General features: G+C 70.0%; 18 protein-coding genes and 1 pseudogene. 13 read left to right on the forward strand and 6 right to left on the reverse strand.

Features of this window, described 5'->3' with window-relative positions; all coding sequences use genetic code 11:
- The first annotated feature begins 2 nt into the window (after positions 1-2).
- The 11 genes and pseudogenes from LXT23_RS25285 (at position 3) to LXT23_RS25330 (ending at position 12,716) form a co-directional block, all read left to right on the forward strand.
- Positions 3-374 (forward strand): protein CrdC, encoded by a 372-nt coding sequence (locus tag LXT23_RS25285; protein WP_253982852.1) that lies wholly within the window; start codon positions 3-5, stop codon positions 372-374.
- A complete protein-coding gene (locus tag LXT23_RS25290; RefSeq protein WP_253982853.1) occupies positions 371-2,161 on the forward strand; it encodes a methyl-accepting chemotaxis protein in 1,791 nt (596 codons plus the stop codon). Before LXT23_RS25285 ends, LXT23_RS25290 begins: the two co-directional genes overlap by 4 nt.
- Positions 2,158-3,978, forward strand: a complete 1,821-nt coding sequence (locus tag LXT23_RS25295; protein WP_253982854.1) for a methyl-accepting chemotaxis protein — start codon at positions 2,158-2,160, stop codon at positions 3,976-3,978. The genes LXT23_RS25290 and LXT23_RS25295 overlap by 4 nt, the downstream gene beginning before the upstream one ends.
- A complete protein-coding gene (locus tag LXT23_RS25300; protein ID WP_253982855.1) occupies positions 3,975-6,626 on the forward strand; it encodes a hybrid sensor histidine kinase/response regulator in 2,652 nt (883 codons plus the stop codon). The genes LXT23_RS25295 and LXT23_RS25300 overlap by 4 nt, the downstream gene beginning before the upstream one ends.
- 81 nt (positions 6,627-6,707) lie before the next feature.
- Positions 6,708-7,766 (forward strand): chemotaxis-specific protein-glutamate methyltransferase CheB, encoded by a 1,059-nt coding sequence (cheB, locus tag LXT23_RS25305; RefSeq protein WP_253982856.1) that lies wholly within the window; start codon positions 6,708-6,710, stop codon positions 7,764-7,766.
- Positions 7,767-7,832: 66 nt separating this feature from the next.
- Positions 7,833-9,110: a CheR family methyltransferase gene (locus LXT23_RS25310; protein ID WP_253983150.1), complete on the forward strand. Its 1,278-nt coding sequence runs from the start codon at positions 7,833-7,835 to the stop codon at positions 9,108-9,110.
- An 82-nt stretch (positions 9,111-9,192) separates the two neighbouring features.
- Positions 9,193-10,038: a tetratricopeptide repeat protein gene (locus LXT23_RS25315; protein ID WP_253982857.1), complete on the forward strand. Its 846-nt coding sequence runs from the start codon at positions 9,193-9,195 to the stop codon at positions 10,036-10,038.
- A complete protein-coding gene (locus LXT23_RS49750; protein WP_256561126.1) occupies positions 10,035-10,169 on the forward strand; it encodes a hypothetical protein in 135 nt (44 codons plus the stop codon). Before LXT23_RS25315 ends, LXT23_RS49750 begins: the two co-directional genes overlap by 4 nt.
- A 72-nt stretch (positions 10,170-10,241) precedes the next feature.
- Positions 10,242-11,183 carry a metallophosphoesterase family protein gene (locus LXT23_RS25320; RefSeq protein ID WP_253983151.1) on the forward strand — a complete coding sequence of 314 codons (942 nt, stop codon included), beginning with the start codon at positions 10,242-10,244 and terminating at the stop codon, positions 11,181-11,183.
- Between the two features lie 113 nt (positions 11,184-11,296).
- Positions 11,297-11,515: pseudogene (gene rpmE, locus LXT23_RS25325) on the forward strand (50S ribosomal protein L31); the annotation flags it as partial.
- A gap of 319 nt (positions 11,516-11,834) precedes the next feature.
- Positions 11,835-12,716 (forward strand): DNA-methyltransferase, encoded by an 882-nt coding sequence (locus tag LXT23_RS25330; protein ID WP_253982858.1) that lies wholly within the window; start codon positions 11,835-11,837, stop codon positions 12,714-12,716.
- A 15-nt stretch (positions 12,717-12,731) separates the two neighbouring features.
- Here the strand turns inward: LXT23_RS25330 and LXT23_RS25335 are convergent, their stop codons facing one another.
- Positions 12,732-14,486 carry a M1 family metallopeptidase gene (locus LXT23_RS25335; protein WP_253982859.1) on the reverse strand — a complete coding sequence of 585 codons (1,755 nt, stop codon included), beginning with the start codon at positions 14,484-14,486 and terminating at the stop codon, positions 12,732-12,734.
- Between the two features lie 129 nt (positions 14,487-14,615).
- Between LXT23_RS25335 and LXT23_RS25340 the strand changes: the two genes are divergently transcribed.
- On the forward strand, positions 14,616-16,994 hold the full coding sequence (locus tag LXT23_RS25340) for a 3-hydroxyacyl-CoA dehydrogenase/enoyl-CoA hydratase family protein (protein ID WP_253982860.1): 2,379 nt from the start codon (positions 14,616-14,618) through the stop codon (positions 16,992-16,994).
- Between the two features lie 78 nt (positions 16,995-17,072).
- Entirely contained in the window at positions 17,073-18,245 is a 1,173-nt protein-coding gene (locus tag LXT23_RS25345) for a thiolase family protein (RefSeq protein ID WP_253982861.1), read from the forward strand.
- A gap of 70 nt (positions 18,246-18,315) precedes the next feature.
- Here LXT23_RS25345 and LXT23_RS25350 read toward each other — a convergent pair whose 3' ends face one another.
- From LXT23_RS25350 to LXT23_RS25370, 5 genes are all read right to left on the reverse strand, one after another.
- Entirely contained in the window at positions 18,316-18,702 is a 387-nt protein-coding gene (locus LXT23_RS25350) for a hypothetical protein (protein WP_253982862.1), read from the reverse strand.
- Between the two features lie 7 nt (positions 18,703-18,709).
- The gene (locus LXT23_RS25355) at positions 18,710-19,420 is read right to left on the reverse strand and encodes a polymorphic toxin type 44 domain-containing protein (protein ID WP_253982863.1); all 711 of its coding nucleotides are present in this window, start codon (positions 19,418-19,420) and stop codon (positions 18,710-18,712) included.
- 79 nt (positions 19,421-19,499) lie between these two features.
- Positions 19,500-19,937 carry a hypothetical protein gene (locus tag LXT23_RS25360; RefSeq protein WP_253982864.1) on the reverse strand — a complete coding sequence of 146 codons (438 nt, stop codon included), beginning with the start codon at positions 19,935-19,937 and terminating at the stop codon, positions 19,500-19,502.
- On the reverse strand, positions 19,934-23,956 hold the full coding sequence (locus tag LXT23_RS25365; RefSeq protein ID WP_253982865.1) for a DUF6531 domain-containing protein: 4,023 nt from the start codon (positions 23,954-23,956) through the stop codon (positions 19,934-19,936). The genes LXT23_RS25360 and LXT23_RS25365 overlap by 4 nt, the downstream gene beginning before the upstream one ends.
- Entirely contained in the window at positions 23,953-25,263 is a 1,311-nt protein-coding gene (locus LXT23_RS25370; protein WP_253982866.1) for a hypothetical protein, read from the reverse strand. The genes LXT23_RS25365 and LXT23_RS25370 overlap by 4 nt, the downstream gene beginning before the upstream one ends.
- Positions 25,264-25,276 lie beyond the last annotated feature (13 nt).

The raw sequence follows: 25,276 nt of genomic DNA on the forward strand, positions 1-25,276 counted from the left end.
CCATGGTCGCTCCCAGCCGTGTCCGGGGGATGCTCCTGTGTCATGCGGGGCCCCACCGCCTGGCCTTCCATGCGCACGAGGTGGCCTCCATCTCCACGCCGGCGGGCCGGGCCGCGGCCTCCGCCCGGCGCGCCTTCCAGGCTCCGGAGGGCGCCACGCGGGTGCTCGTCTCCGCGACGGGCGGGGCGGTGGGCGTGGACACGCTGGAAATCGAGTCGGAGACGCATCCGGTGCTGCCCGCGCCTCCGGTGGCGGTGCGTGCGTCGGGCGGCAGCCTCCAGGGCTTCGTCGAGGTGCAGGGCAAGCTGTGGCCCCTGGTGGGGCTGGTGGACTTCGAGCGCTTCCTGCAGGGGCTCGTCGGGGAGGCCGCATGACGGCGCCGGAGGGCTTGCGCGGGCTGGCGCGGTGGATGGCGCGCCCGGCGCTCCTGGGCAGCAGCGTGGGCATCGTCCTGGCGATGCTGCACGGGTGGCTCACGGACGCGGTGCCGGAGGGGACCTGGGGTCCGCTGGTGCTCCTGGTGCTGGGCTCGCTGGCCATCTCGCTGTGGTTCATCGGCGTGCACGGCCGGCGCACGCTGCGCGTGCTGTACGCGCTGGGCGAGGGGCGGCAGCAGCCCTCGTCGGAGTCGCTGCGCACCGCGCTGCTGGAGGCCCGCATCTTCCCGGAGCGGTGCTTCACCTTCGTCCTCCAGAACTGGCTGGTCGGCTCGCTGGTGCTGGCGTGCCTCTTCGGCCTGCGCACGGACGTGCCCTGGACGCTGGGGCTGCGCATCGTCCTGGTGGGCGCGTCCCTGGGGCCGCTGAGCGCGCTGCTCATCTACCTGCTGGTGGCGCGCCGCGGGCGCAAGGCCGTGGAGCTCATCGCCGCGCAGGGGCTGTCGCCGCTGGAGGTGGTGGCCACGGCGCCGCCCCGGCGCATGCACATCCGCCGGCGCATGGTGCTCTTCACCGCCATCGCGGTGCTGAGCCCGTCGCTCTTCATCCTCGATGCGGCCGTCTCCCGGGCCGTGCGCGCGATGGACGAAATCGTGGCGGCGTCCTCGCCCGAGCTGCAGCAGGCGGCGGTGGAGCGCGCCCAGGACGGCAGCGGGCTGGCGGTGGCGGCGCTGGTCGCCATCCTGGTGATGCTCACCGCCTACCTGGGCGGCACCGTCATCGCCGAGCCGCTGCGCTCCATCACGGAAGACGCCACCCGCATCGCCCAGGGTGACCTGCGCCCGCCGCGCGTCATCGCCGCGGAGGACGAGGTGTGGGCCACGTCCGCCGCCTTCGCGCAGATGCAGGCCCAGCTGGGCCAGGCCCTCACGCAGCTGCGGCGCGCGGGCCTCCAGATCTCCACCACCACCGAGCAGCTGGTGGCGACGTCGGGTGAGCAGGAGTCCGGCGCGGACGAGCAGGCCAGCTCGCTCAACGTGACGAGCGCCACCACGGAGGAGCTGGCGCGCTCGGCACAGCAGATTGCCGGCAACGCCGAGTCCGTGTCCGCCATCGCCGAGACGACCTTCGGTGCCGCGCAGACGGGCCAGCGGGGCGCGGCCGCCTTCCTGGGCGCCATGCAGCGCATGAAGGAGGACAACCAGGCCATCGCCGACGCCGTGGTCCGCCTCAACAAGCGCGTGCAGCAGATTGGCAAGGTGGTCGAGTTCATCAACGAGATTGCCGACAAGTCGGACCTGCTGGCGCTGAACGCGGAGCTGGAGGGCACCAAGGCGGGCGAGGTGGGGCGGGGCTTCTCGCTGGTGGCCGCGGAGATGCGCCGGCTGGCGGAGAACGTCATCCGCTCCACCAAGGCGATTGAGCAGCTCATCGAGGAGATTCGCGACGCCACCAACGCGGCGGTGATGGCCACCGAGGCGGGGCTGAAGACGACGGACGCGGGCACGGTGCTGGCGGCGCAGGTGGACGAGAGCCTGAGCCTCATCCTGGAGCTGGCGCGGCAGACGTCGCACGCGGTGCGCAGCATCTCGCTGGCGACGCAGCAGCAGCAGACGGGCACGGACCAGCTCGCCGCCGCCATGGGCGACATCCTCCGTGTCACCGAGCAGAACTCGGCGGCGACGAAGCAGATGGCCGCGGCCAACGCGGACCTGGCCTCGCTGTCGCGGGACTTGAAGCGGGTGGTGGAGCGCTTCCACGTGGGCGCGGGGGAGGAGTCATGAGCGGGCGCAACGGTCCCCGGCGGGCCTCGTTCAGCCGGCACCTGACGCTTCCCATTCCCCTGGCCAACCTGATGGGGGCGGCGCTCAGCCTGTACTTCGCGTCACTCACCCTGGCGAGCGAGCTGAACGCGCTCCAGCTGGAGTCGCTGGCGGTGCTGGGCGGCACGCTGACGGCGGTGGCCCTGGGCCTGGGCGCCATGGTGGCGCTGACCCGGCTGGGCACCCTGCGCGGGCTGGAGCGCGGGGACGTGCCCTCCACCCCGGAGAAGCTGGCCGCTGCGGTGGCCGAGGTGACGCGGGCTCCGGACGAGGCCTTCCTCGGCTCGCTGGGCATGTGGCTGCTCACCACCGTCTCGCTGGGGCTGGCCATGTGGGGCGTGGCCGGGGTGGAGCGCGGGGTGGCGCTGAAGATTGCCGGGCTGGGGCTGCTGTTCGGGCCGCTCACCTCGCTGCTGGTGCACTGCCTCGTCATCCTCCGCTCCCGCCGGGTGGTGCTGTGGCTGGCGGAGCTGGGCATGTCGCCGTCGCAGCTCATCGCGGCCATGCCCCGCCGGGCGGAGATTCGCGCGCGGCTGGTGGCCTTCACCTTCATCTCCGTGGTGACGCCGGCGGTGCTGTCCGCCCGGCTCGCCTCGGCGCTGGGGCACGACTTCTTCGTGAGGCTGATGGCGGAGCAGGACGTGGCCGCGCGGGTGGCGCTGGCGGCCACGCTGCGCATGCAGGCGCTCTCGTCCGGCGGCGGGCTCGTCATCCTCGTCTTCGGCCTGGCGCTGACCACGGCCTACCTGGGCGGCACGCTGCTGGGCCGACCCCTGCGCGAGCTGTCCGGCGAGGCGCGGCGCATCGCCGAGGGCGACCTGGCCAGCCCGCGCGTGGTGCCGGCCGAGGATGAAATCTGGGACGTGTCCGCCGCCTTCACCACCATGCGGGCGCACCTGGCGGACGTGATGTCCCAGCTGCAGCGCGCCGGGGCGCAGATTTCGGCCACCACCGAGGAAATCCTCTCCACCTCCGGACGCTACGAGGCGGGGGCCACGGAGCAGGCCAGCTCGCTGGACGAGACGAGCGCCACCACGGAGGAGCTGGCGCGCTCGGCCCGGCAGATTGCGGAGAACGCGGGCTCGGTGTCGGAGATTGCGCACCGCACGCTGGGGGCGGCGGAGCAGGGGCAGGGGAGCGCGGAGGCCTTCCTCGGCTCCATGGCGCGCATGCGCCAGGACAACGGGGCCATCGCCTCCGCGGTGGTGCGGCTGAACAAGCGCGTGCAGCAGATTGGCAAGATTGTCGAGTTCATCAACGGCGTGGCCGACAAGTCGGACCTGCTGGCGCTGAACGCGGAGCTGGAGGGCACCAAGGCGGGCGAGGTGGGGCGCGGCTTCTCGCTGGTGGCCGCGGAGATGCGCCGGCTGGCGGAGAACGTGCTGGAGTCCACCAAGGAGATCGAGGGGCTCATCGAGGAGGTGCGCGAGGCCTCCGCGGCCGCCGTGTCCGCGACGGAGGGCGGCGTGCGCGCGGTGGAGACGGGCACCACGCTGGCGCAGCAGGTGTCCGAGTCGCTGCGGCAGATTGTCGACCTGGCCGGGCAGACGTCGGACGCGGTGCGCAGCATCTCGCTGGCGACGCAGCAGCAGCAGACGGGCACGGATCAGCTCGCGGAGACGATGGCGGACATCCTCCGCATCACCCAGCAGAGCCTCAACGCCACGAAGCAGGTGAGCACCGCCAACACGGACCTGCTGGTCCTGGCGAGGGATTTGCGCGGCGTGGTGGAGCGCTTCCAGATTGGCCAGGAGACGCTTCGGGAGGATGGAGGGTGACCCCGAGCGAGCGCCTGCTCAAGCAGTTCCGGGACCTGGTGACGGTGCGCCTGGAGCGCATCAACCGGTCGTTGATGGAGCTGGAGACCGGCGCGAACAACGCGGAGGCCGGACGGGGCGTGCTGCGCGAGCTGCACGGCCTCAAGGGCGAGGCCCGGATGATGGGCTTCGACGACATCAACGCGCTCGTCCATGAGATGGAGGAGCTCGTCCGTGCCACCGAGCCCCACCGCTACACCCTCACCGCGCCGTCCGCCGACGCGCTCCTGCACGCCGCGGACGCGGTGCTCCTGCTGTCCGGGGCGCTGCCCTCCGCGGACCCGCCGCCCGAGGTGGACAAGCTCGTCGTGGCACTCCAGGCGTGCATCCGCTCTGAGTCGGAACGTCTGCCCACGTCGCTCGTCCTGCCGCCCACCGTCGTCGCGGGGGGGGCCTCTTCGGGGCCAGCCTCCGCGCAGGGGCGGGGAGGCGCGGCGGTGGCTTCCGCGCCTCAGGCACGAGGGGCAGGCGCGGCGCGAGGAGCGGTCGATGGGGGCGGTAGGGGTGGGCCACCGGGGAGCGCGGAAGCCCTGGCGCGTGGTTCGATGGACGGGGCGGGCAGTGGAGGTCCGCAGGGCACTCCAGGCGTCCCGGCGCGGGGCCCTTCGCAAATGGCCGGTGCCGGAGGCCCGCCAGGCAGCCCCGAAGTCCCGTGGGAAGTGCCCGGTTCCAGTGGTCCCGGGCGAACCGAGCCGGTGGCCGTCGGGTCGCGCGTGCCGCCGCCGTCCGGCGCCTCGCGCAAGGACTGGCCCTCGGCCCCCCGGGTCGAGAGTGAGGCCACCTCGGTCGCGACGCGGACCGCACCCTCCGCCACGGCCACCGCCGCTGCGACGATGGGCCGACTCCCTGCCGCGGGTGCCCCCGCGGCGCGCGGGACGGGGGGCGGCACCATGCCGGCCACCCGAGGGACCGACGCGCGCATGGACACGGCGGTGCGCATCGGCGTGGCCAGCCTGGACCTGCTGACCAGCGCCGTCACCAACCTCACCCAGGTGGCGCGGCGGCGGGAGCTGGCCAATGTCCGGCGCCTCGCCCTGGCGCGCGAGCTGAGCCAACTGGCGCGGGAGGCCGAGGACCTGGGGCCCGCGGGCGCGGCGCTGGCCGCGCGGCTGGGCACCGCGAAGGAGCTGGCGGCCGCGCTCCACCGCGAGTCCAAGCTGCTGTCCAACGCGGAGCTGCGCGACCTGGGCATGGTGGTGGAGGAGGTGCAGACGCTGCGCATGCTCCCGCTGTCCGTCCTCTTCGAGCCCTACCCGCGCATGGTGAGGGACCTGTCGCGCGCGCTGGGCAAGGAGGTGGAGCTCGTCGTCGACGGCGAGGACACCCGCGCGGACCGGGCCGTGGTGGAGGCGCTGCGCGAGCCGCTCATGCACCTGGTGCGCAACGCTCTGGACCACGGGCTGGAGACGCGGGTGGACCGCGTGTCCTCGGACAAGAACCCCCGGGGCTGCCTCACGCTGCGCGCCGCGCGGGAGGGCAGCCGCATCATCCTCCGCGTGGAGGACGACGGCATGGGGCTGGACCCTGCACAGCTCCGGAAGGTGGCCGTGCGCAAGGGCTTCCTGGACGAGAGCGCCGCCAATGCCCTGTCGGACGCCGCGGCCCGGGAGCTCATCTTCCTCGCGGGCTTCACCTCGCGCGAGGTGGTGACCGACCTGTCGGGTCGGGGCGTGGGGCTGGACGCGGTCCGCACCTCCATCCAGGCCCTGGGCGGCGACGTGGGCGTGGAGTCCGCGCCCGGGTGGGGCACCATCTTCGAGGTGCGGGTGCCCGTCTCCCTCACCGTGGCGCCGCTGCTCTTCATCCAGGTGGGTGAGGAGACGCTGGCCCTCAGCGCCACCCACGTCTCGCGGGCCCTCAAGGTGGAGCCCTCCGGCGTGTGCGAGGTGGCCGGGCGCCCATCGCTGCTGGTGGAGGGCCGCGTGCTGCCGCTCGCCCCGCTGGCCTCGCTGCTGGGCCTGGCGCCGGAGCGCCCCGTCCGCGAGGGCGAGCTCGTCCTCGCGGTGAAGAGCCAGGGCGGCGCGGCCGCGCTGGTGGTGGATCGGGTGCTGGAGGAGCGCGTCCAGGCCATCCTCCCCCTGAAGGGCGTGCTGGGGCGCTTTGCCCACCTCACCGGGGCCACATCCCTGGCGGATGGGCGCCTGGCCATGGTGCTGTCGGCCGCCTGGCTCACGGCGAGCGCCCAGGGCACCGCCCCCCCGAGGCTGGCGCGCTCGGCGTCCTCGCGGACCGAGTCCCGCCGGCGCCGCATCCTGGTGGTGGACGACTCCCCCCTCACCCGGGAGCTCATCTCCAACCTCCTGGAGGCGGTGGGGTACGACACCGTCATGGCCGCGGACGGGACGGAGGCCCTGGACGTCCTGGGCTCCCACCCCCTGTTGGACCTGGTCGTCACGGACCTGGAGATGCCGGGGCTGGACGGCCTGGAGCTCACCCGGCGCCTCAAGGGCCACCCCGTCCACTCCCGCCTGCCTGTGGTCATCCTCACCACGCGTGGTGGGGAGGAGGACCGGCGGCGTGGGCTGGCGGCCGGGGCGGACGGCTACATCACCAAGGGCGACCTGGTCCGCCAGGACCTGGTGGATGTGGTGGGGCGCCTGTTGGGCTGACGGGCGCCGCCCGCAACCTCCTGAGGACAGTCCCGTGCATTGGCTATACTCCCAACCTCGCGCACGGGGTATGGACAGGGCATGGGCAAGAAAGTGTCGGTGCTGGTGGTCGATGACTCACTCATCTGCCGACAGCTCATCTGCGACGCGCTGAGCAAGGACCCCGACATCGACGTCGTGGGTTCCTGCGCGGACGGCAAGCAGGCCATCGAGATGACGAAGGAGCTGCGTCCCCACGTCATCACCATGGACGTGGACATGCCCGTCATGGACGGGTTGACGGCCACCGAGCACATCATGGCCGAGTGCCCCACCCCCATCCTGGTGCTGACGGCGGACCCCCGCTCGCAGGCGCCGGAGCTGACGTACCGGGCGCTGGAGCTGGGGGCGCTCGCCCTTCAAATCAAGCCGGCCATCGACGCGGGGCCGGACGCGTGGAACCTGGTCCGCGAAATCAAGCTGCTGTCCTCGGTGCGCGTCATCCGCCACATCCGCCGGCCCCAGAAGGGGAACATCACCCCGCCCCGGGTGGCCACGTCGGTGCTGCCGGCGGTGTCCATGGGTGTGGTGGCGGTGGCGGCCAGCACGGGCGGGCCGCAGGTGCTCTTCCGGATGCTGTCGGAGCTGCCGGCGGACTTCGCCGCGCCCATCGTCGTCGTCCAGCACATCAACGCGGCCTTTGCCGAGTCGCTGGCGGGGTGGCTGGCCAACACGAGCAAGTTGAAGGTGCGGCTGGCCCAGGACGGCGAGCCGCTGATGCCGGGCCACGTGCTCATCGCCCCCCCAGGGCAGCACCTGGTCATCCCCTTCCGGGGCCGGGTGGGGCTCAAGCCGGGCGTGGAGCGGGACGGGCACATGCCGTCCGGCACGGTGCTGCTGGAGAGCGCGGCGCGGACGTACGGGCGGCGCGCGGTGGGCCTGGTGCTGACGGGCATGGGCGCGGACGGCGCCGACGGGCTGCTGGCCATCAAGCAGGCGGGAGGCCTGGCGCTGGCGCAGAACGAGGAGTCCTGCGTGGTGTTCGGCATGCCGGGCGCGGCGGTGGAGCGCAAGGCGGTGGACCACCTCATCCATGGGGACGACGTCGCGGCCACGCTGGTGCGGCTGGCGCGCGGTGAGTCCCTCGCCGTGGGACGCTGAACCCGGGTGGGGGCCACCGGCGCGCAATGGGCTGGCGTGCGCGCCTTCCTCACGGCGCGTACGGGCATGTCGCTCAGCGGCCCCCAGGTCCGCCGGCTGGATGACCGGCTGGCGGAGCGCAGCCGGGGCCTCACCCCGCACCAGTACCTGATGTTCCTCAAGTCTCCGTCGGGCGCGCTGGAGCTGGAGGAGCTCATCTCCGCGGTGGTGGTGCACAAGACGGACCTCTTCCGGGACGAGGTGCAGCTCTCCGCGTTCCGGGCCCAGGTGCTGGCGCCGCTGGTGGAGCGGGCGCGGCGGCCGCTGCGCATCTGGAGCGCGGGCTGCGCCACGGGCGAGGAGGTGGCCACGCTGCTGGTGCTGCTGGCGGAGGCGGGCGCGGACCCGGGCAGCACGGTGCTCGGCACGGACATCTCCGCGGAGGCGCTGCGGCGGGCGCGCTGGCTGGGCTTCACCCAGGAGCAGCTGCGCCGGGTGCCCAATGGGACGCGCGAGCGCTACTTCGTCCCGTCCGGGGAGCGCGTGGCCCTGGCGCCGTCCCTGCGCGAGCGGGCGAGCTTCCAGCTCCACAACCTGATGGACACGCCATACCCGGCGCCCCTGGGAGGCGGAGGGTTCGACGTCATCTTCTGCCGCAACGTGCTCATCTACTTCACGGTGGAGGCGTTCCAGCGCACGGTGGAGGCGCTCGCCGGCAGCCTGGTGCCGGGCGGGACGCTGGTGCTGTCCTCCTCGGAGCCGCTGCTCCAACTGCCCCCGTCGCTGCGGGTGCTGCGTGGGGAGCAGGCGTTCTTCTACGTCCGCGTGGACGGAGACACGGTGGGGCAGGGGAGCACGACGACTCCCGGGCGGGGGGACGGCGTGAAGGGGCTGGGAGCCACCGGACGCATGCGTGAAGCGGAGCGCGTCGTCCAGGCTCCAGTCTCAACTGCGCCGGCCTTGCCGGCCCTGGCATCCACCGCCACGACGCGGCTGCCCGCCGAGCCTGTCACCGAGGATTCCCCCCCGACTGCTCCCGTCGACCCTGCCTTCGAAGAGGCGGACCTGCTGTTCGCCCGGGTCCTGGACGGCGCCGCCACGGGCGTGGCGGACGACGCGGCGGAGCGGGACCTGCGGCGCTGCCTGACGCTGGACCCGGACCACTCCGCCGCCCGCTATCTGCTCGGGTTGCTGCTGGAGCAGGGGCTCCGGCCCTCCGAGGCTTCCGTGGAGTACCGTCGCGCGCTCGAGTCCCTGGAGGCGGGCCGGGCCCGTCCGGTTCCCTTCTTCCTCAACCCCGCCCGGCTCCAGGTGGCCTGCGCCCACGCCGCCGAGCGCGTGGAGGCGGCCGTCCGCCGCCGCTGACGGGGCGACCAGGCGGGCTCCCCGCCCCGGCGGTGCGAGAAGTCCGGACGGGAGGGGGATTTGGCCGTAAGATGCCACCCCCATGCGAAGGCTCGTCCCGCTCGCCCTCCTGTTGTCTCTTCCTGGCTGCTTCTACCCCGCCGACCGCGGCCGCGCCCTCGAGGCGAAGGTGGACCGGCTCGGCGCCGACTCCGCCCAGATGCAGGCGGAGCTGAAGGAGGCGCGCGCGCAGCTCGCCGCCACCCTCCCGAAAATCGACGAGAAGGTCGCCGAGGTGACCAAGGCCCTCCAGGGCCTCGACACCGCCGCGCGCCGCAAGGATGCGGACATCGGCATCCAGCTCCAGAAGTCGGTGGAGGACCTCGCCCAGCTCCGAGGCCAGGTGGAGACCTACCTCCACAAAATCACCGAGCTGGAGACCGCCATCGGCGAGCAGGACAAGAAGCTCGTCGCCATCCAGGGCGCGGAGGCCGTGAAGGAGGCCGAGGCCAAGAAGAAGGCCGAGGAGCTCCAGCGCCCCGCCGACAAGCACGAGTTCCTCGCGCTCGCCCGGGAGAAGGCGAAGGCCGGAGACGTGCCCCTGGCCCGGCAGCTCTTCAACGAGTTCATGAAGAAGTGGGCCAAGGACCCGCTGGTGGGTGACGCCCACTACGGCCTCGGCGAGACGTACTACGCCGAGTCGCGCTGCCGCGAGGCCCTCTTCGAGTACGGCAAGGTGGTGCAGGACTACCCCAAGGCCTCCACCGCGGCGGATGCGTACCTGCGCTCCTCGGAGTGCTTCGCCAAGCTGAAGATGAAGGACGAGTCACGGCTGGCGCTGGAGGAGCTCGTGAAGGGCTACCCCAAGGCCCCCGCGGCCAAGACGGCGAAGGAGCGCCTCGCCGAGCTGGACAAGGCGAAGGCGCCCGCGAAGAAGGGGAAGAAATGAACCTGCGTCCCATGCGGCTCGCCGCGCTGGCGCTGCTGCTCCTGCTGCCGATGGTGGCCGGCGCCGCGCCGAAGCAGCTCGTGCTGCTCTTCACCGGAGACAACGGGGGCGAAGTCGCCCCCTGTGGTTGAAGACACAACCCGTCTGGCGGTCTGGCCAGACGAAAGAAGGCGATTGAGCTGGAACGCGCGAAGGGCGTGCCGGTGCTCGTGATGGATGCGGGCAATGCGCTCTTCAAGAGCCGTGACAGCGGCGAGGCCCCGGACGCGAAGGCGCGCGCGGAGCTGCTGCTGTCGCAGATGGACGCGCAGGGCACCGTGGCCATGGCCGTGGGCACGCGCGACCTCGTGCTCGGCGTGGACTTCCTCAAGAGCAGGACGAAGAAGGCAAAGCAGCTGAAGCTGCTGTCCGCCAACCTCGTGGATGGCCAGGGCAAGCTCCTCTTCGCCGCCTCCACGGTGGTGGACGCAGGGGGCATGAAGGTCGGCGTGGTGGGGGTGTCTCCCGCCACGGACAAGCCCGTGTCCGCGGGGCCGGGCGCGAAGGGCAAGCCCGCCCCGACGATGCAGGGCCTGCCGACGCAGCCCGCGGTGGCGGCCGAGGCGAAGCGCCTGCGCGAGCAGGAGAAGGTGGACGTCGTCCTGGTGCTGGCGGCGGTGCCCTACGACGAGGCCCTCCGCCTGGCAGAGAGGGTGGAAGGCGTGGACTTCGTGGTGCAGTCGCACGAGGGCCGCGGCGTGGGCATGGCGCAGCGGCAGGCGCTGGCCACCGTGATTCCGCCGGGAGACCGGGGCCGCCAGCTGGCGCGGCTGGAGCTGGGCCTGGAGGGCACGGGCCGCTTCAAGGACATCTCCGAGACGGACCGGGCCAAGCAGAGCCTGGGAATCGTGGAGAGCAACCTCGCCCGGGCGAAGGAGCGGCTCAAGGCCGCCCCGGATGCGGCGGCGAAGGCCTCCCTGGAGCAGGCGGTCGCCAGCCTGGAAGCCCGGCGGACGGCCTTGAAGAAAGTGGCCGAGGGCGGCGCAACGGGCGCCGGCCGCACGCATCTACTGTCGTACATCCAGCTCGGAAACGAGGTTCCGTCGGACCCGGCCGTCCAGAAGTTGGTGGAACGCGTCGAACCCCCCGGCTCGGCGGCCCACTGAGTCCCAGCTGGTCTTGTGTAGCACCCGGCGCGCCGTTATAAGCGCCGGCCACCCTCAGCGCCGGACCTCCCACCCGCGGGCGCGGTTGGGGGCAAGGCACCCTGGAGAGCGTCATGAAGCCCGAGATTCACCCGGTTTATCCCCCGTCTCGCGTTACCTGTGCCTGCGGCAACACCGTGGAGACGAAGTCCACCCGCGGCTCGTTCTCGGTGGAAATCTGCTCGAACTGCCACCCCTTCTTCACGGGCAAGTACAAGCTCATCGACACGGCCGGCCGTATCGACCGCTTCCGCAAGAAGTACGCCGCCAACCCGGTGAAGGTCGAGGGCGCGTCTGCCGCTCCGGGCACTGCCGCCGAGGGCACGCCGGCCGCCGAGGGTGCTGCCGCCCCCGCCGCGAAGCCCGCCGCCAAGAAGGGCAAGAAGGCCGAGGCCTGATTCACGGCCCCAGGGCTTCTTCACAGCCTGAGTCGTAACCCGTCGAGCAGGGTGTTGGAGGGCCTCCCACAGAGGCGCTCCCGCCCTGCTCGCGGCGCTTCTACAGCCTGCTACAGGCGTCAAGTTTCAGGGTGCTACAGACCAGAAATTAGACGTAGCAGCGAAGTCACCGCACATTCCGCCGCGTCCACGACGAGAGTCCGACGGAGGCGAGATGTCCGCGCACGCTGCAGCCCCTTCCCTGAAGGTTGTCCGCCGCTCCCTGAGCGAGAGCGTCTACGCGAAAGGGGAGGCGTACACGCTGCTGCATGGCGACAGCCTGGAGCTGATGGAGCAGTTCGAGCCCCAGACGTTCGACATGATTTTCGCGGACCCGCCGTACTTCCTCTCCAACGGCGGCACCACCTGCAAGGGTGGCAAGCGCGTCTCCGTGGCGAAGGGCAAGTGGGACGAGTCGCGCGGCGTGGAGGAGGACCACAAGTTCACCACCGCGTGGCTGGCGGCTTGCCAGCGCCTGCTCAAGCCCACCGGCACGCTGTGGGTGAGCGGCACCCAGCACGTCATCTTCAACGTGGGCTTCGCGATGCAGAAGCTCGGGTTCAAGCTGCTCAACACCGTCACCTGGTTCAAGCCCAACGCGAGCCCCAACCTGGCGTGCCGCTACTTCACGCACTCCACGGAGCTGCTCATCTGGGCCTCGCCGAAGTCGGGCGGCAAGCTGCAGCACACGTTCAACTACGCGCGCATGAAGGCGGAGAACGGCGGCAAGCAGATGCGCGACGCGTGGGTGCTGCCGCCCTCCGGTGACGCGGAGCTGACCGCGGACGGCGAGGGCCGGCTGTGGACGCTCACCGTCCCGCGCGGCGGCGAGGAGAAGGCCTTCGGCAGCCACCCCACGCAGAAGCCGGTGGCGCTGCTGGAGCGCATCCTCGAGGCCTCCTGCCCCCCGGACGCGCTGGTGCTGGACCCCTTCAACGGCAGCGGCACCTCCGGCGTGGCGGCCCTCAAGCTGGGCCACCGCTACGTGGGCATCGACATGGACGAGAAGTACCTCGCCCTGTCGGAGAAGCGCCTGAAGGCGTCGTCGTCGAAGTAGTCCCGGGCGCGCGGCTCAGCTGCGCGACAGGATGAGCTCCACGCCTTGCCGGGCGATGGGGTGGTAGCGCTCCCCGTGCTTCTTGAAGAGCGTGCGCGCCAGCCCCCGGTACTCGCGGGACGAGGACAGCACCCCGTACAGCGGCTTGAGGTACTTCATCCGGCCCACCTCACCGAGGAACGCCTCCGCGCGCCCCAGGGCTGGCTCCCAGCCCGCGCGCAGCGCCGCCACCAGCCACGACACCAGCACCTCCGAGTTGCGGCTGCGGGTGAGGCTGAAGCGCTCGTCGAGCTGCCGGAAGACGTCGCGCGGCGTGTCCGACGGCAGCCACTCCAGGTAGAGCTGCCACTCGGTGGGCGTCCAGTCCTTCACCGTCTCCGCGGACGGCACCGTGCCGCGCACGCGCACCAGCGCCTCCAGCCGCGCCGAGCGGGGGGAGGGCGCACCCGGCGGCACACCCGGCCGATTCAGGTACGCGTCCGCGTCCACCTTCGCCAGCACCCCGGGCAGCTCGCGCTCCGTGAAGGCGACGAACTCCTCGGTGGTGAGCGCCTTGAAGCGGTACGTGGCCAGGTAGCGCCGGAGGAACTCGTCGAAGGCGGGGCGTCCCGCGGCGTCCTCCATGGCGCGCAGCAGGAGGTAGCCCTTCTCGTACGGAATCTGGGAGAAGGCCTCGTCCGGGTCCACGCCCGCCAGGTGCGTGCGCAGCGCGGTGAGGTGCGGGTGGGCGCGGAAGTGGTGCAGCGCCTCCTCCAGCGCGCGCCGCCCCAGCGCGCCGTGCAGCGCGGCCACCTCGGGCCCCGCCAGCGCCTCCAGGATGCGCCGCTCGGCGAAGACGGTGAATCCCTCGTTGAGCCAGAAGTGCTCCGCGGACGCGTTCGTCACGAGGTTGCCCGTCCACGAGTGCGCCAGCTCGTGCGCCACCACGTTGACGAGGCTCCTGTCGCCCGCAATCAGCGTGGGCGTGAGGAAGGTGAGGCGCGGGTTCTCCATGCCGCCGTAGGGGAAGGATGGGGGCATGGTGAGCAAATCGAAGCGCTCCCAGTCGTACGGCCCGAAGAGGGACTCCGCGGCGCGCAGCATGTCGTCCACGCCGGCGAACTCGTCCGCGGCCTCCTCCAGCAGCTCCGGCTCCGCCCACACACGCGAGCGCGGGCCCAGCTCCTTCGGCGCCAGGCTCCCCACCGCGAAGGCCAGCAGGTACGGAGGCACCGGCTGCGGCATCTCGTAGTGCTCCTCCGCCTCCACGCCGTGCTCTTCGCGCCGCACGAAGCTGGCGGCCATGACGGCCTTGAGCGCCTTGGGCACCCGCAGCGCCGCCCGGTAGCGGATGCGGATGCGCGGCGTGTCCTGCAGCGGAACCACGCTGCGCGCGTGGATGGCCTGGCACTGGCTGTACAGGAAGGGGTGCTGCCCCCCGGCCGTCTGCGAGGGTGTCAGCCACTGGAGCGCGCTGGCGCCCGGCGCCGTGCGGTAGCGGACTGTGAGCTGCTTGAGCCCCACCGGCAGCTCCACCCTCAGCCGGCTGCCCAGGATGGGCTCGGGCGGGGACAGGATGTAGGGCAAGGGGCGACCGCTTGCGTCCACGACTCCTTGGATTTCGAGGTCCCGGGTGTCCAGGTCGAGGGGACCGGCCGAGGCCTCCTTCAGCGTCAGCGTGGCCTCCGCGTGCAGGCGGTGCGTCCGGAAATCGACGCGGGCCTTCCAGTCCAGGGTTTCCGTCTCAGGCTGCGTGCTGTCGTTGTAGGAGTGCGGGTCGAGGCGCGCCATGGAGGTCCGGTTTGTATCGGTGTCACGACCCCATGGCGAGCAGTCCGACCACCTGAATCGATTGACTTTCGAGTCAATCGCCTACATTTGTGCAGTCCTCTCCTTCCCACCTTCAGGGAGCCTTTCAAGATGACGACGCGGATCCGCAAAGTGGCTGTGCTGGGCGCCGGAGTCATGGGCAGCGGCATCGCCGCGCACCTGGCCAACTCGGGCGTACGCGCGCTCCTCCTGGACATCGTCCCGCCGAAGCCGGGCCCGGGCGAGGACACCTCGTCCAAGGCCTTCCGCAACAAGTTCGCGCAGGGCGCGCTGGCCAACATGCGCAAGCAGAAGCCCAGCCCCATCGTCTCCGAGCAGGTCTTCGCCAACATCGAGGTGGGCAACTTCGAGGACGACCTGGCCCGCATCGCCGAGTGCGACTGGGTGGTGGAGGTGGTGAAGGAGGACCTGGCCATCAAGCAGGACCTCTTCGCGCGCGTGGAGAAGCACGCCCGTCCGGGCACCATCGTCTCCTCCAACACCTCCGGCATGTCGATTGTCGGCATGACGGAGGGCCGCGGTGCGGCCTTCAAGAAGAACTTCCTCGTCACGCACTTCTTCAACCCCGTCCGCTACATGAAGCTGCTGGAGCTGGTGGCCGGCAAGGAGACGGACCCGGAGGTGCTGAGGACGCTGCACCGCTTTGGCGAGGAGGTCCTCGGCAAGGGCATCGTCTACGGCAAGGACACCACCAACTTCATCGCCAACCGCATCGGCACGTACGGGATGATGAAGACCATCACCGGAATGGGCCCGGCGGAGCTGACCATCGAAGAGGTGGACAAGCTCTTCGGTCCGCCGATGGGGCGTCCCAAGTCCGCCGTCTTCCGCACCACGGACATCGTCGGCCTGGACACCTTCGTCCACGTGGCGAAGAACTGCTACGACACGCTCACCCAGGACGAGGAGCGTGAGACGTTCCGCATGCCCGAGTTCATCCTCGACATGGTGAAGAAGGGGATGCTGGGCGACAAGAGCGGCGGCGGCTTCTACAAGAAGGTGGGCAAGGACATCCAGGTCCTCGACCTGAAGACCCTGGAGTACCGCGCCCAGAACAAGGTGCGCTTCGAGTCGCTGGGCGCCGCCAAGGAAGTCGAGGACGTGCGCGAGCGCGTCGCCGTGGTGCTCAACGGCCAGGACAAGGCCGCGAAGTTCGCCGAGCGCATCACGCTCGACGTCCTGGCCTACACCAGCCGCCGGATTCCGGAGATTGCCGACGACGTGGTGAACGTGGACCGCGCCATGCGCTGGGGCTACGCGTGGGACCTGGGGCCCTTCGAGGCGTGGGACGCCTACGGCGTGAAGAAGGGCGTGGAGCGGATGAAGGAGCTGGGCCTCAAGCCCGCCAGGTGGGTGGAGGAGATGCTGGCCGCGGGCCGCACGTCCTTCTACGGCGTGGAGGGCAGCAAGGGCACCTACTGGGACATCCCCACGAAGTCCGAGAAGGTGGTGCCGGAGAACGCGCGCACGCAGCGCGTGGAGTACCTCAAGCGCGGCAACAAGAAGATTGCCGGCAACGACTCCGCCACCCTGTGGGACCTGGACGACGGCGCCACGCTGCTGGAGTTCCACAGCAAGATGAACTCCATCGATGACCAGATCATCGAGATGATGAACACGGCGCTGGACGAGACGGAGAAGAACTTCAAGGGCCTGGTCATCGGCAACGACGGCTCCAACTTCTCCGCGGGTGCCAACATCGTCGCGCTGCTGTGGGCGGCGAAGAGCGGCGAGTTCGAGCCCATCCGGAAGATGGTGAAGGACTTCCAGACGGCCAACCAGCGCATGCGCTACAGCCCGGTGCCGGTGGTGACGGCGCCCTTCAACCTCACCCTGGGCGGCGGCGCCGAGGTGACGATGGGCGGCAACGCCGTCCAGGCGAGCGCCGAGCTGTACATGGGCCTGGTGGAGGTGGGCGTGGGCCTCATCCCCGGCGGCGGCGGCAACATGCAGCTGCTGCGCAACCTCTTCGGGCCGTACGCGGCGGACAAGGACTTCGAGTCCATGCCCTTCCTGAAGAAGGTGTTCCTGTCCATCGGCATGGCGAAGGTGGCCACCAGCGCCGAGGAGGCCCGGGAGATTGGCTTCCTGTCGCAGCAGGACGGGATTACCTCCAACCGCGACTTCCTCCTGTCGGACGCGAAGGCGCGGGTGCTGGGCATGGCGGACGCGGGCTTCAAGCCGCCGCGTCCCACGCGCTTCCGGCTGCCGGGCCGCAGCGCCGCGGCGACGTTCGACATGATGCTCTACGACATGGAGCTCAACGGGCAGGTGAGCGCCCATGACCGGAAGATTGCCCAGAAGCTGGTCCGGGTGCTGACCGGTGGCGACACCAGCACGTCGGTGCTGCTCACCGAGGAGCGGCTGCTGGAGCTGGAGGCGGAGGCCTTCCTGAGCCTGTGCGGCGAGGAGAAGACCCAGGACCGCCTGCAGCACATGATTGAGAAGGGCAAGCCGCTGCGGAACTGACGGCCGGCCGGTATCCATTGACCACTGAATCTGATTTCGCTGACTGCCTGGATGCTTTCCGGGCGAGGAGACACTGAGATGCCTGGTCGAGTCGTGATTGCCAGCGCGGTGCGCACGCCCTTCACCCGCGCGCACAAGGGAGAGTTCAAGGACACGCGGCCTGAGACGCTGGCCGCCGCGGCCATCAAGGAGGCCGTCGCCCAGGTCCCCGGCCTGAAGCCGGAGGACGTGGAGGACGTCGTCCTGGGCTGTGCCATGCCGGAGGCGGAGCAGGGGATGAACGTCGCTCGCCAGTCCGCCCTGCTGGCGGGCCTGCCGGTGACGACGGCGGCGATGACCATCAACCGCTTCTGTTCGTCGGGTTCGCAGTCCATGGCCCAGGTGGCGCAGGCCATCCTGGCGGGGATGATTGAAGTGGGCATCGGCGGCGGCACCGAGTCGATGACGCTGGTGCCGATGGGCGGCAACAAGCCGAGCGCCCACCCCGAAATCATGGAGAAGCTGCCGGAGGTCTACACCTCCATGGGTGCGACGGCGGAGAACATCGCCTCGCGCTACAGCGTCAGCCGTGAGGACGCGGACAAGTTCGCCTTCGAGAGCCAGCGCCGTGCCGCCGCCGCGCGGGAGACGGGCAAGTTCAAGGAGGAGATCGTCCCCGTCACCACGACGTACTACGAGGAGGACGGCACGGCGAAGACGGTGACGGTGTCGGTGGACACCATCCTCCGTCCGGACACCACGCTGGAGGGCCTGGCGAAGCTGCGCCCGGCGTTCAACGCCAAGGGCGTGGTGACGGCTGGCAACGCGTCGCCGCTGACGGACGGCGCGGCGGCGGCGGTGCTGATGAGCGAGGAGAAGGCGAAGCAGCTCGGCGTGAAGCCGCTGGGCTACTTCCTGGACTCCACAGTCGTGGGCGTGCCTCCGGAGGTCATGGGCATCGGCCCGGTGCCCGCGGTGCGCAAGTTGCTGGCGAAGAACAAGCTCGAGGTGAAGGACATCGACGTCTTCGAGCTGAACGAGGCCTTCGGCGCGCAGGCGCTGCACTGCCTCCGCGAGCTGGGGATTCCGCTGGACAAGGCGAACCCGAACGGCGGCGCCATCGCCCTGGGCCACCCGCTGGGCGTGTCCGGTGCGCGCATGGTGGCCACGATTCTTCGCGAGCTGAAGCGCCGCAATGGCCGCTACGGCGTCGTCTCCATGTGCATCGGCGGCGGCATGGGCTTCGCGTGCCTCATCGAGGCGGCGAAGTAGTCACGGTGCCGGTGTGAAGTGGACGCGGGCCTCGGGGACACTCCCCGGGGCCCGTGTTGCTTTGTGGGGCCTACCAGCAGGGCCAGTCGCACTCCGTCCAGGTGACGCTGCCTTCTCCGTCGATGGTGACGTCCAGCCGCTGGCGCGCGCGCAGGTGAGGGCCGGTCCAGCCGCCGTTGTAGGGGCCGATCCAGAAAGCCAGGTCGAGGGGGAACTCCGGGTCCGGCTGGAAGCGGAAGCGGTCGGACTGCCCGCGCCGGAGCTCTGGGGCGTGCTGCTTCTCGCCGCCCACGATGACGTAGAGAGGGGCCAGGACGACGTCCTGCTCCGGCATGAAGTGGACCGTCACCACGGCCCGGCGGGCCTGGAGGAACACCCAGCCTGACAGGAGGATGGTGGCCAGCGCGGTGCCAGTAAGCCACCGGGGCACTTTCTTGCGCGAGGACGGCTCGGGCACGGCGTCTCTACCTCGTGGTCCTCAGCGGTCTCCGGCTGAGGCCCTGTGTGTTCTGCACCAGGTGCAGAATCTCGGTGACAGTCGGGTCGTGCGGGTAGAGCTTGATGCCCATGTCGATGGAGAGCCGGTCGGATGGGGCGTCGAAGCGCCGCAGTCCCTTCACGCCTGGAGAGGTGGGGTGGCGGAAGAAGTGCCTACCCCCAACGATGTTGGAGCCGATCTGCTCGAGTCCGGCACCGTCCAGCAGCTCGGAGGCGGAGAAGCCGCAGGCGCGTCCCACGTAGCCGTAGTGGATGTTCGACCAGATGTCGAAGTAGTAGACCGAGCCGTTGAGGTGGTGCCAGTGCTGCTCGCTGGCGGAAGGGTCCGCCTGCCGGAAGTTCTTCTTGATGTACGGCTTGTGGTCCCAGGGACCGTTCTCGCGGACCTGGTAGGCCCACTCACCGAAGGCCAACAGCTTTCCGCTCATGGCGGTCTGGTGGCAGGACTCCAGGAACTGTCCACCTGCCAGGAATCTCTGCAGCCACGGCATCGCCCTGTACTCGGCGATGCAGTCCTGTCTGGCCAGCGTGTTGTGGCGCTGGATGCTGGTGGCCGCGCGGGACCGCGCGTTCTTGAGCATCTCGCCGACGATGTAGCGGACGATAGGGGAGACCTCGTCACCGCGCGGCGGTGACGTGCCTTGCTGCTCGATGGTGACGGTCTGCTGGGAGTTCATGTGATGCAAGCCTGGTGGATGATGGGTTTTCAGAGGGGCACGAGCACGCGTGTTCCCACCTCCCTGAACAACCCGGGTTCTACTTGTTTGGCCAGGGCTCGGTCAGCATCGTCGGGTCCGCACAGATGTGGTCGATGATGAACGTTCTTTTCTCATCCAGCTTTCCTGGATCAATGCCTGCTTTCTGGAAGATTGAGCGAATGCCGCTTAGGAGATACTCCATCGCGACACGGCATCCGTCTGGGGCCGCAGCAATGACATCAAACGGAAGAAACAGTGTGAACTGTACGTCTTTGTCCCGCTTGAAGACGGCAGGGCCTTTTATTTGGTTGTCCATCAGTTGCGTATCAGCGCTGACGTTCACCATGAGGCTGAAGCCAATACCATGCTTTTTCTCGAACTCCGCTATGTCACTGGCAGCTGATGATAACTCCTTTGCCAGCCATCTTTGCATTAGATGCGAGAAAGGAAAGCTCACGCCAGGTTTGATGTAGATTTGTCCAATTGAAACTTTCATGGCTTGAAGCTCCGCTTGTTGCCTGTAGGTACGTTCCCGGTTTTGTCGTAAAGGGCTTGAAGCCGTGCCGTTTCCACTGTTTTGGCATGGGCCGTTGTGGTTTCTCCTAGGTCCTGAACCACCCTACCCGTTACCTCGTCCGTACCATGAGTTTTCTGCAGCATCCTCACTTGCTGATGAAGTCTCGTAGGGAGCCCAGAAATTTTCGTCACGCGATTCAAGTCGGCTTTGCCAACCTTGTGTAGGACGCCTCCAACCATGATTTCATAGATTCCAAATCTTGAGGTCGAGGTGTTGCTGTTCAGATTGCATGTCTTCAGCCCCAGAGGGTCAGTGGCGGAGAGCGGGTCTTCGGGATAGCCATAGAGGACGGGACCCGCCGTGAGCCCCAACGGGTCCTGGCTGATGTATCGGCCGGCATTTGCGTCGTAGTAGCGGAAGCGGTTGTAGAGGAGGCCTGTCTCCTCGTCCTCATACTGTCCCGGCCAGCGCCAGGGGCAGTGCCGGACGGCCACGTCGGCCCTTCCCACCCCGAAGGCATCCAGCTGCATCCGCCAGGCGAGCTGCCCCAGCTCGTCGTACATCTCGGTAGGGGCGCCCAGGTGGTCCGTCACGACCGAGTAGCGCCCGGTGGCGTCCTCCCGGGCCATGGGAGAGAAGCTCTCCGGCTCGAACAACCAGGTCGTGACTCCCTCGGATGAGACCACCTCGTGCAGGGGCACATGCCCGTCCCATACGAAGTGCACCGCGCGCTTGGTGGCCACCGGGCCTGCTTCCTTGGCGTCCAGCACCACCTTCTGGGTGCGTCTGTCCAGCGCGTCATAGCCGAGGAGCACACGCTGGCCATCCGGCCGTTGCACCTCGTGCAGCAGGCCCGCCCCGTTCCAGCCATAGCGCCAGCTTCCCTCGGCCGTGTGCTTCTCCGTCAGGTTGCCGTCGGCGTCATAGGCGTAGCGCGTGCCGTCCGCCTCCAGCAGGCGCCCACCAGGCCCATAGCGCCTGTCTTGCAACTCTCGGGTGCGGTAGAGGTTTCCCACCGCGTCCATGGCCCGATGCTGGAGCCTGCCATCGGGCCTTCTCTCTCCCACCAGCCGGCCTCGGATGTCGTGGATGTACTCGGTGGCTCGGTCGTGCGCAGTGTCCGACATGGCGGCCAGCTGCCCCTCGGGGCGCCAGCGCCAGGTGCGTTGAGCCTCCGTCCTCACTCCGACGAGAGTCCGTCGCTCGGTGGGAAGGCCGGCCTCGTCGTGCTTCCAGGCGGCGACCACCCCGCCCGGCATCCACCGTGTCACCTCCAGCCCGCCCGCGTCCCGCTCCATCCGGACGGTCCACTCCGCCCGTCCCGGCGAGCTGTACGTCACGCCTCTCACCGAGCCCAGTGCATCCCGGAGCAGCTTCTGGTGGGCTCCCAGGGTGCTCTCCACCTCCACCCGGTGACCGGCCGGCGAGTAGCGTGACGTGACCTCTGCGTCCGCCTGCTTCTCCGTCACCACCCGTCCCAGCGCGTCCCGCTCCAGCGTCACCTTGCCCGACTCGTTCTCCGCCTCCAGCAGCGCCCCGTCTGCCCGGTAGCGGAAGGCGCGGAAGGTGCCATCGCCGTATTCCACCCGTGTCAGCCGCCCGGCCTCGTCGTAGGAGAAGTGACGTGTCCTCCCGCTGGGCTGGGTCGCCTTCGAAATCCGGCCCGCTGCGTCGTACAGGTAGTGCCATGCGGCTCCGTCGAAGCCCTCCTCGCTCGCCACGCGGCCCAGCTCATCCCGCGTATAGCGATACACCTCGCCCGCCTCGTTCTTCACCTCCACCAGGCGACCCTCGGCGTCGTGGCGCATGCCCAGGCGGGTGCCTGCTTCCTCGCGGAAGGCGGGCCAGTGGAAGCCCGCGTAGCCCATGCGCACCTGCCGCAGCGGCCCCTTCACCTCCAGGAGATTCCCCTCCGCGTCATAGCGGCTCTCCCATGTGTCGCGGCCGGGCGCCTCGACTCGTACGGGTCTGTCCAGCAGGTCGTACTGCACCCGCTCCGCTCCACCGCGCGCATCTCGCAGGGAGGTCCTCCGGCCCCGCCTGTCATGCTCCAGGCGCACCTGTCCCCCGGTGGGAAGGCGCACGCGGGTGGGGTTGCACTGCGCGTCGTACGCGTACTCCGTCCGCTCGCCGCCCGCGCCCACCTCCGCTGCCAGCAGGCCGCCCTCGTATTCGTAGCGCCGCGTCTCCTTGAGGGGGTTGGTTTCCTCCAGCAACTGTCCGCGCACGTCGTAGCGCCAGCGCCAGATGCCACCGTTCGCATCGATGGCCTCCTCGGGCAGGTTGTGGCCGTTGTAGCGCAGCACCACCGAGGCCCCGTCCGGCCCCACCACCTTCGTGCGGTTGCCGCGCGCGTCGTACTCGTAGAAGGTGGTGTGGCCCAGCGCGTCCGTCTCCGCCACCAGCCGCAGCGCCTCGTCGTACTCCTTGCGCTTCTCCCCACCCAGCGCGTCCACCTCCCTCACCACCACGCCGCGCCCGTCCGACTCGTACGTGGTGGTGTGGCCCAGCGAGTCCGTCACCTCGGTGACGCCGGCCTTCCTGTCGTAGCGCAGCCGGTGGTTGAAGATGCCGCCGTCTCCCCAGGTGTGCACGCACCAGGCATCCGGGCCCTGGCCGTCGTACGCGAAGTGGAAGGAGAGGCCCGTCCTGTCCGTCTCCCGTATCAGCACGCCGCCGTCGTAGGCGTAGCGGATGGCATGGCCCAGGGCGTCCTGCGCCTCCAGCAGGTGCCCTGACTCCGAGTACACGTAGCGGTTGTGCGTCACCTGGCCCGGCTCGCGCGGGTGCGGCAGCGCCACCCGGAGGAGGTGTCCCGCAGCGTCGCACTCGAAGAGCACCCGCCGGCCCGCGCTGTCCCTCACCCACCGCAGGTGCCCGTGCCCGTCGTACTCGTACTCCACCGCGTGGCCCACCCGGTTGCCCGTGCGTACCACGCGGCAGACGCCCGCCTGCTGCTCACCGGGGACGCACCGCAGCTCGTGGGTGAGGCCTTCCGCCGACTCCACCTCCCAGCGCTGCTCCGCCACCCGCCGCAGCGTCAGCCGGTTCACCGGGTCATACAGCTCCGTCCGCACCGGCATCCGCTGCCTGGGAAAGCCCGCGGTGTCGAACTCGAGCTCCCGCCCGTCCTCGGCCCGGTACACCACGCGCCCGGGCTCCTCCCAGACCGCGAGGTCCAGCGAGTGGCTCCATCCGCACCCCATGGCCGTGTCCCGCCACCCCAGACTGGACGAGTAGTGGCGCGTGAACCGCAGCGGAATGGGCCCCGGCAGCTCCCAGTCCGTCGCCTCCGTCACCACCCGTCCCGTCACCACGTCCACCGGGTGGCCCGTCAGGGAGCAGAGCTTCTTGTGGGTCCAGTCGCGGGCGCGCTTGCCCACGCCCATCTTCTTCATCACCCGGGCCGCCTTGCGGTGCAGGCGCAGGGACAGGGCTTTCATCTTCCGGCTGGCCTTCTGCATCTTGCGCAGCTTCTTGAGGCCCTTGCCCAGCAGGGCCATCTTCAGCTTCGTCTCCATGACCGACAGGGAGATGGTGGGCGGCCCTCCCACGATGACTGGCGGCCCCGCGGGAATGGAGAGCGCGATGGAGGTGGGCAGCTGCAGCGTCTTCGCTCCCGGCCCCTTCTTGCGCGGCGGTGACGGCATGCCGATGTCCTGGCAGCTCAGCACCGGGAGCAGCATGTAGGTGAAGGGCTCTTCATCCACCACGACGGTGGAGCTGCCCATGAACGTCTCGTTCTCATTCCCCGGGGGCTTGGCGAAGACCCCTCCAATGGGAAAGTGCGGCGGCAGCGTGCGGCCGCCCGTGCCCGCTTGTGCTCGCGGCAACCCGTTCACCTTCACCGTGGCCCCGATGATGGGCAGGTAGTCGAACGGGTCGAACACGATTCCGATGTGCGGGTGGGGAATGGGCACCACCGGCCCGGGCGGAGTGATGATGAAGTGGATGTCCACTCCCAGCACCGGGTCGAGATGCTTCACTGCGGGCATCATGCCGCCTGACCTCCCGCGGCCGGAGCCTCCGGCCGCCAGTCATCTCCCAGGACCGACTGCACCTCCGACTCCATCGCCTGCGCGGCGCGTGGCCCCTGTCGCTCGTGGCTCAGCCGCACCAGCGCCTCTCCCACGTAGGGCAGCGTCGAGGTCTCCCGCGCCGCGGCATCCATGGCCCGGCCCACCTCCCACGCGCGCTGGCCGTGCTCCCAGGCCCGCTCCACCTCCTTCGTCACCTCGTGGCACCAGCTGGCCATGCGCCAGCACTCCAGCTCCAGGCGGGCGTCCTCCAACTGGCGCGCCAGGGGCGCCGTCTCCTCGTACAGCGCCGCCGCCCGTGGGTACTCCCGCGCCGTGACCCAGGCGGCCCCCTGGGCCATGCGAGACCTCAGCCGGAGCTGTGCGCCCTGTGGCTCGCCCTTGGCCTCCGACGCTTCGGCTGCTGCCTCCGCCTGGCGGTAGTGCTCGAGCGCCTCCTTCGGCCTTCCAGCCCCCAGCAGGGCGCCTCCCATCACGAAGCGCGCTGCCACCACCAATGCGTACAGGCCCTGCGCGGTTGCCACGGCCACCGCCTGCGCTCCCAGCTGTTGCACCTGCTCCACGTCGCCCTTCGTCGCCGCGTTCCCCATGCGGACGAAGAACTCGCGGAACTTCCCCCCAGGCGTGTCCAGATGCCCGGCCTCCTGCGACAGCTCCTCCAGGGCCCGTCCCATGGCCAGCTTCGCCGGTATCGTCACCACCCGCTCGGGCCAGACTTCCGCCAGCGGCTCGAGCACCAGCGTCCTCGCGTCGTCCAGCACCACGAGGCGGACGTGCGCCGACGCGGCCTTCCGCACCGCGTCCTCCAGCCACTTCCGCCACGCGCCCGCGTCCTGTCCTCGCGCTGGCATCAGCACCACCACCAGGTGCTCGCACAGGCTCTCGTAGTGGGCTCGCAGCGAGTCGGATGCGGCCAGGAAGGCGTCCACGTCCGTTCCACCGTCCTGCACCGGCGGGCACTTCCAGCCCGGAAGCCCGTCCTCCTCGAGGTCGGCGCGGCTCTCCTCCGCCAGCCGCACCAGGGCGTCGCGCAGTGCGTACCCGTACCGCGCCGGCTCATCGAAGGGCTCCTCCAGGCGTAGGAAGAGGTCCGGACATTCCCCGAGCCGCTCATCGCCCTCCTTGTGCAGGAAGGCCTCCACCATCCGCACCTCGTCCGGCTCCACCACCCAGCGCAGCAGGCGCGCCTCGGGAAGCTGGGCAAACTCCGTCCACTGGTCGTGCAGCAACTCCAGCCGCCGCTCCACCGCGTTCTTGCTCACCATCATCGGCTCCTGGGTG

The sequence above is a fragment of the Pyxidicoccus xibeiensis genome, assembly GCF_024198175.1.
GTDB classification, from domain to species: Bacteria; Myxococcota; Myxococcia; order Myxococcales; family Myxococcaceae; genus Myxococcus; species Myxococcus xibeiensis.

Bases quoted from the DNA above. Each gene is read 5' to 3' on its own strand.
- LXT23_RS25285 (WP_253982852.1), top strand. From the start codon at position 3: ATGGTCGCTCCCAGCCGTGTCCGGGGGATGCTCCTGTGTCATGCGGGG.
- LXT23_RS25290 (WP_253982853.1), top strand. From the start codon at position 371: ATGACGGCGCCGGAGGGCTTGCGCGGGCTGGCGCGGTGGATGGCGCGC.
- LXT23_RS25295 (WP_253982854.1), top strand. From the start codon at position 2,158: ATGAGCGGGCGCAACGGTCCCCGGCGGGCCTCGTTCAGCCGGCACCTG.
- cheB (WP_253982856.1), top strand. From the start codon at position 6,708: ATGGGCAAGAAAGTGTCGGTGCTGGTGGTCGATGACTCACTCATCTGC.
- LXT23_RS25310 (WP_253983150.1), top strand. From the start codon at position 7,833: ATGTCGCTCAGCGGCCCCCAGGTCCGCCGGCTGGATGACCGGCTGGCG.
- LXT23_RS25315 (WP_253982857.1), top strand. From the start codon at position 9,193: ATGCGAAGGCTCGTCCCGCTCGCCCTCCTGTTGTCTCTTCCTGGCTGC.
- LXT23_RS49750 (WP_256561126.1), top strand. From the start codon at position 10,035: ATGAACCTGCGTCCCATGCGGCTCGCCGCGCTGGCGCTGCTGCTCCTG.
- LXT23_RS25330 (WP_253982858.1), top strand. From the start codon at position 11,835: ATGTCCGCGCACGCTGCAGCCCCTTCCCTGAAGGTTGTCCGCCGCTCC.
- LXT23_RS25335 (WP_253982859.1), bottom strand. From the start codon at position 14,486: ATGGCGCGCCTCGACCCGCACTCCTACAACGACAGCACGCAGCCTGAG.
- LXT23_RS25340 (WP_253982860.1), top strand. From the start codon at position 14,616: ATGACGACGCGGATCCGCAAAGTGGCTGTGCTGGGCGCCGGAGTCATG.
- LXT23_RS25345 (WP_253982861.1), top strand. From the start codon at position 17,073: ATGCCTGGTCGAGTCGTGATTGCCAGCGCGGTGCGCACGCCCTTCACC.
- LXT23_RS25355 (WP_253982863.1), bottom strand. From the start codon at position 19,420: ATGAACTCCCAGCAGACCGTCACCATCGAGCAGCAAGGCACGTCACCG.
- LXT23_RS25360 (WP_253982864.1), bottom strand. From the start codon at position 19,937: ATGAAAGTTTCAATTGGACAAATCTACATCAAACCTGGCGTGAGCTTT.
- LXT23_RS25365 (WP_253982865.1), bottom strand. From the start codon at position 23,956: ATGATGCCCGCAGTGAAGCATCTCGACCCGGTGCTGGGAGTGGACATC.
- LXT23_RS25370 (WP_253982866.1), bottom strand. From the start codon at position 25,263: ATGATGGTGAGCAAGAACGCGGTGGAGCGGCGGCTGGAGTTGCTGCAC.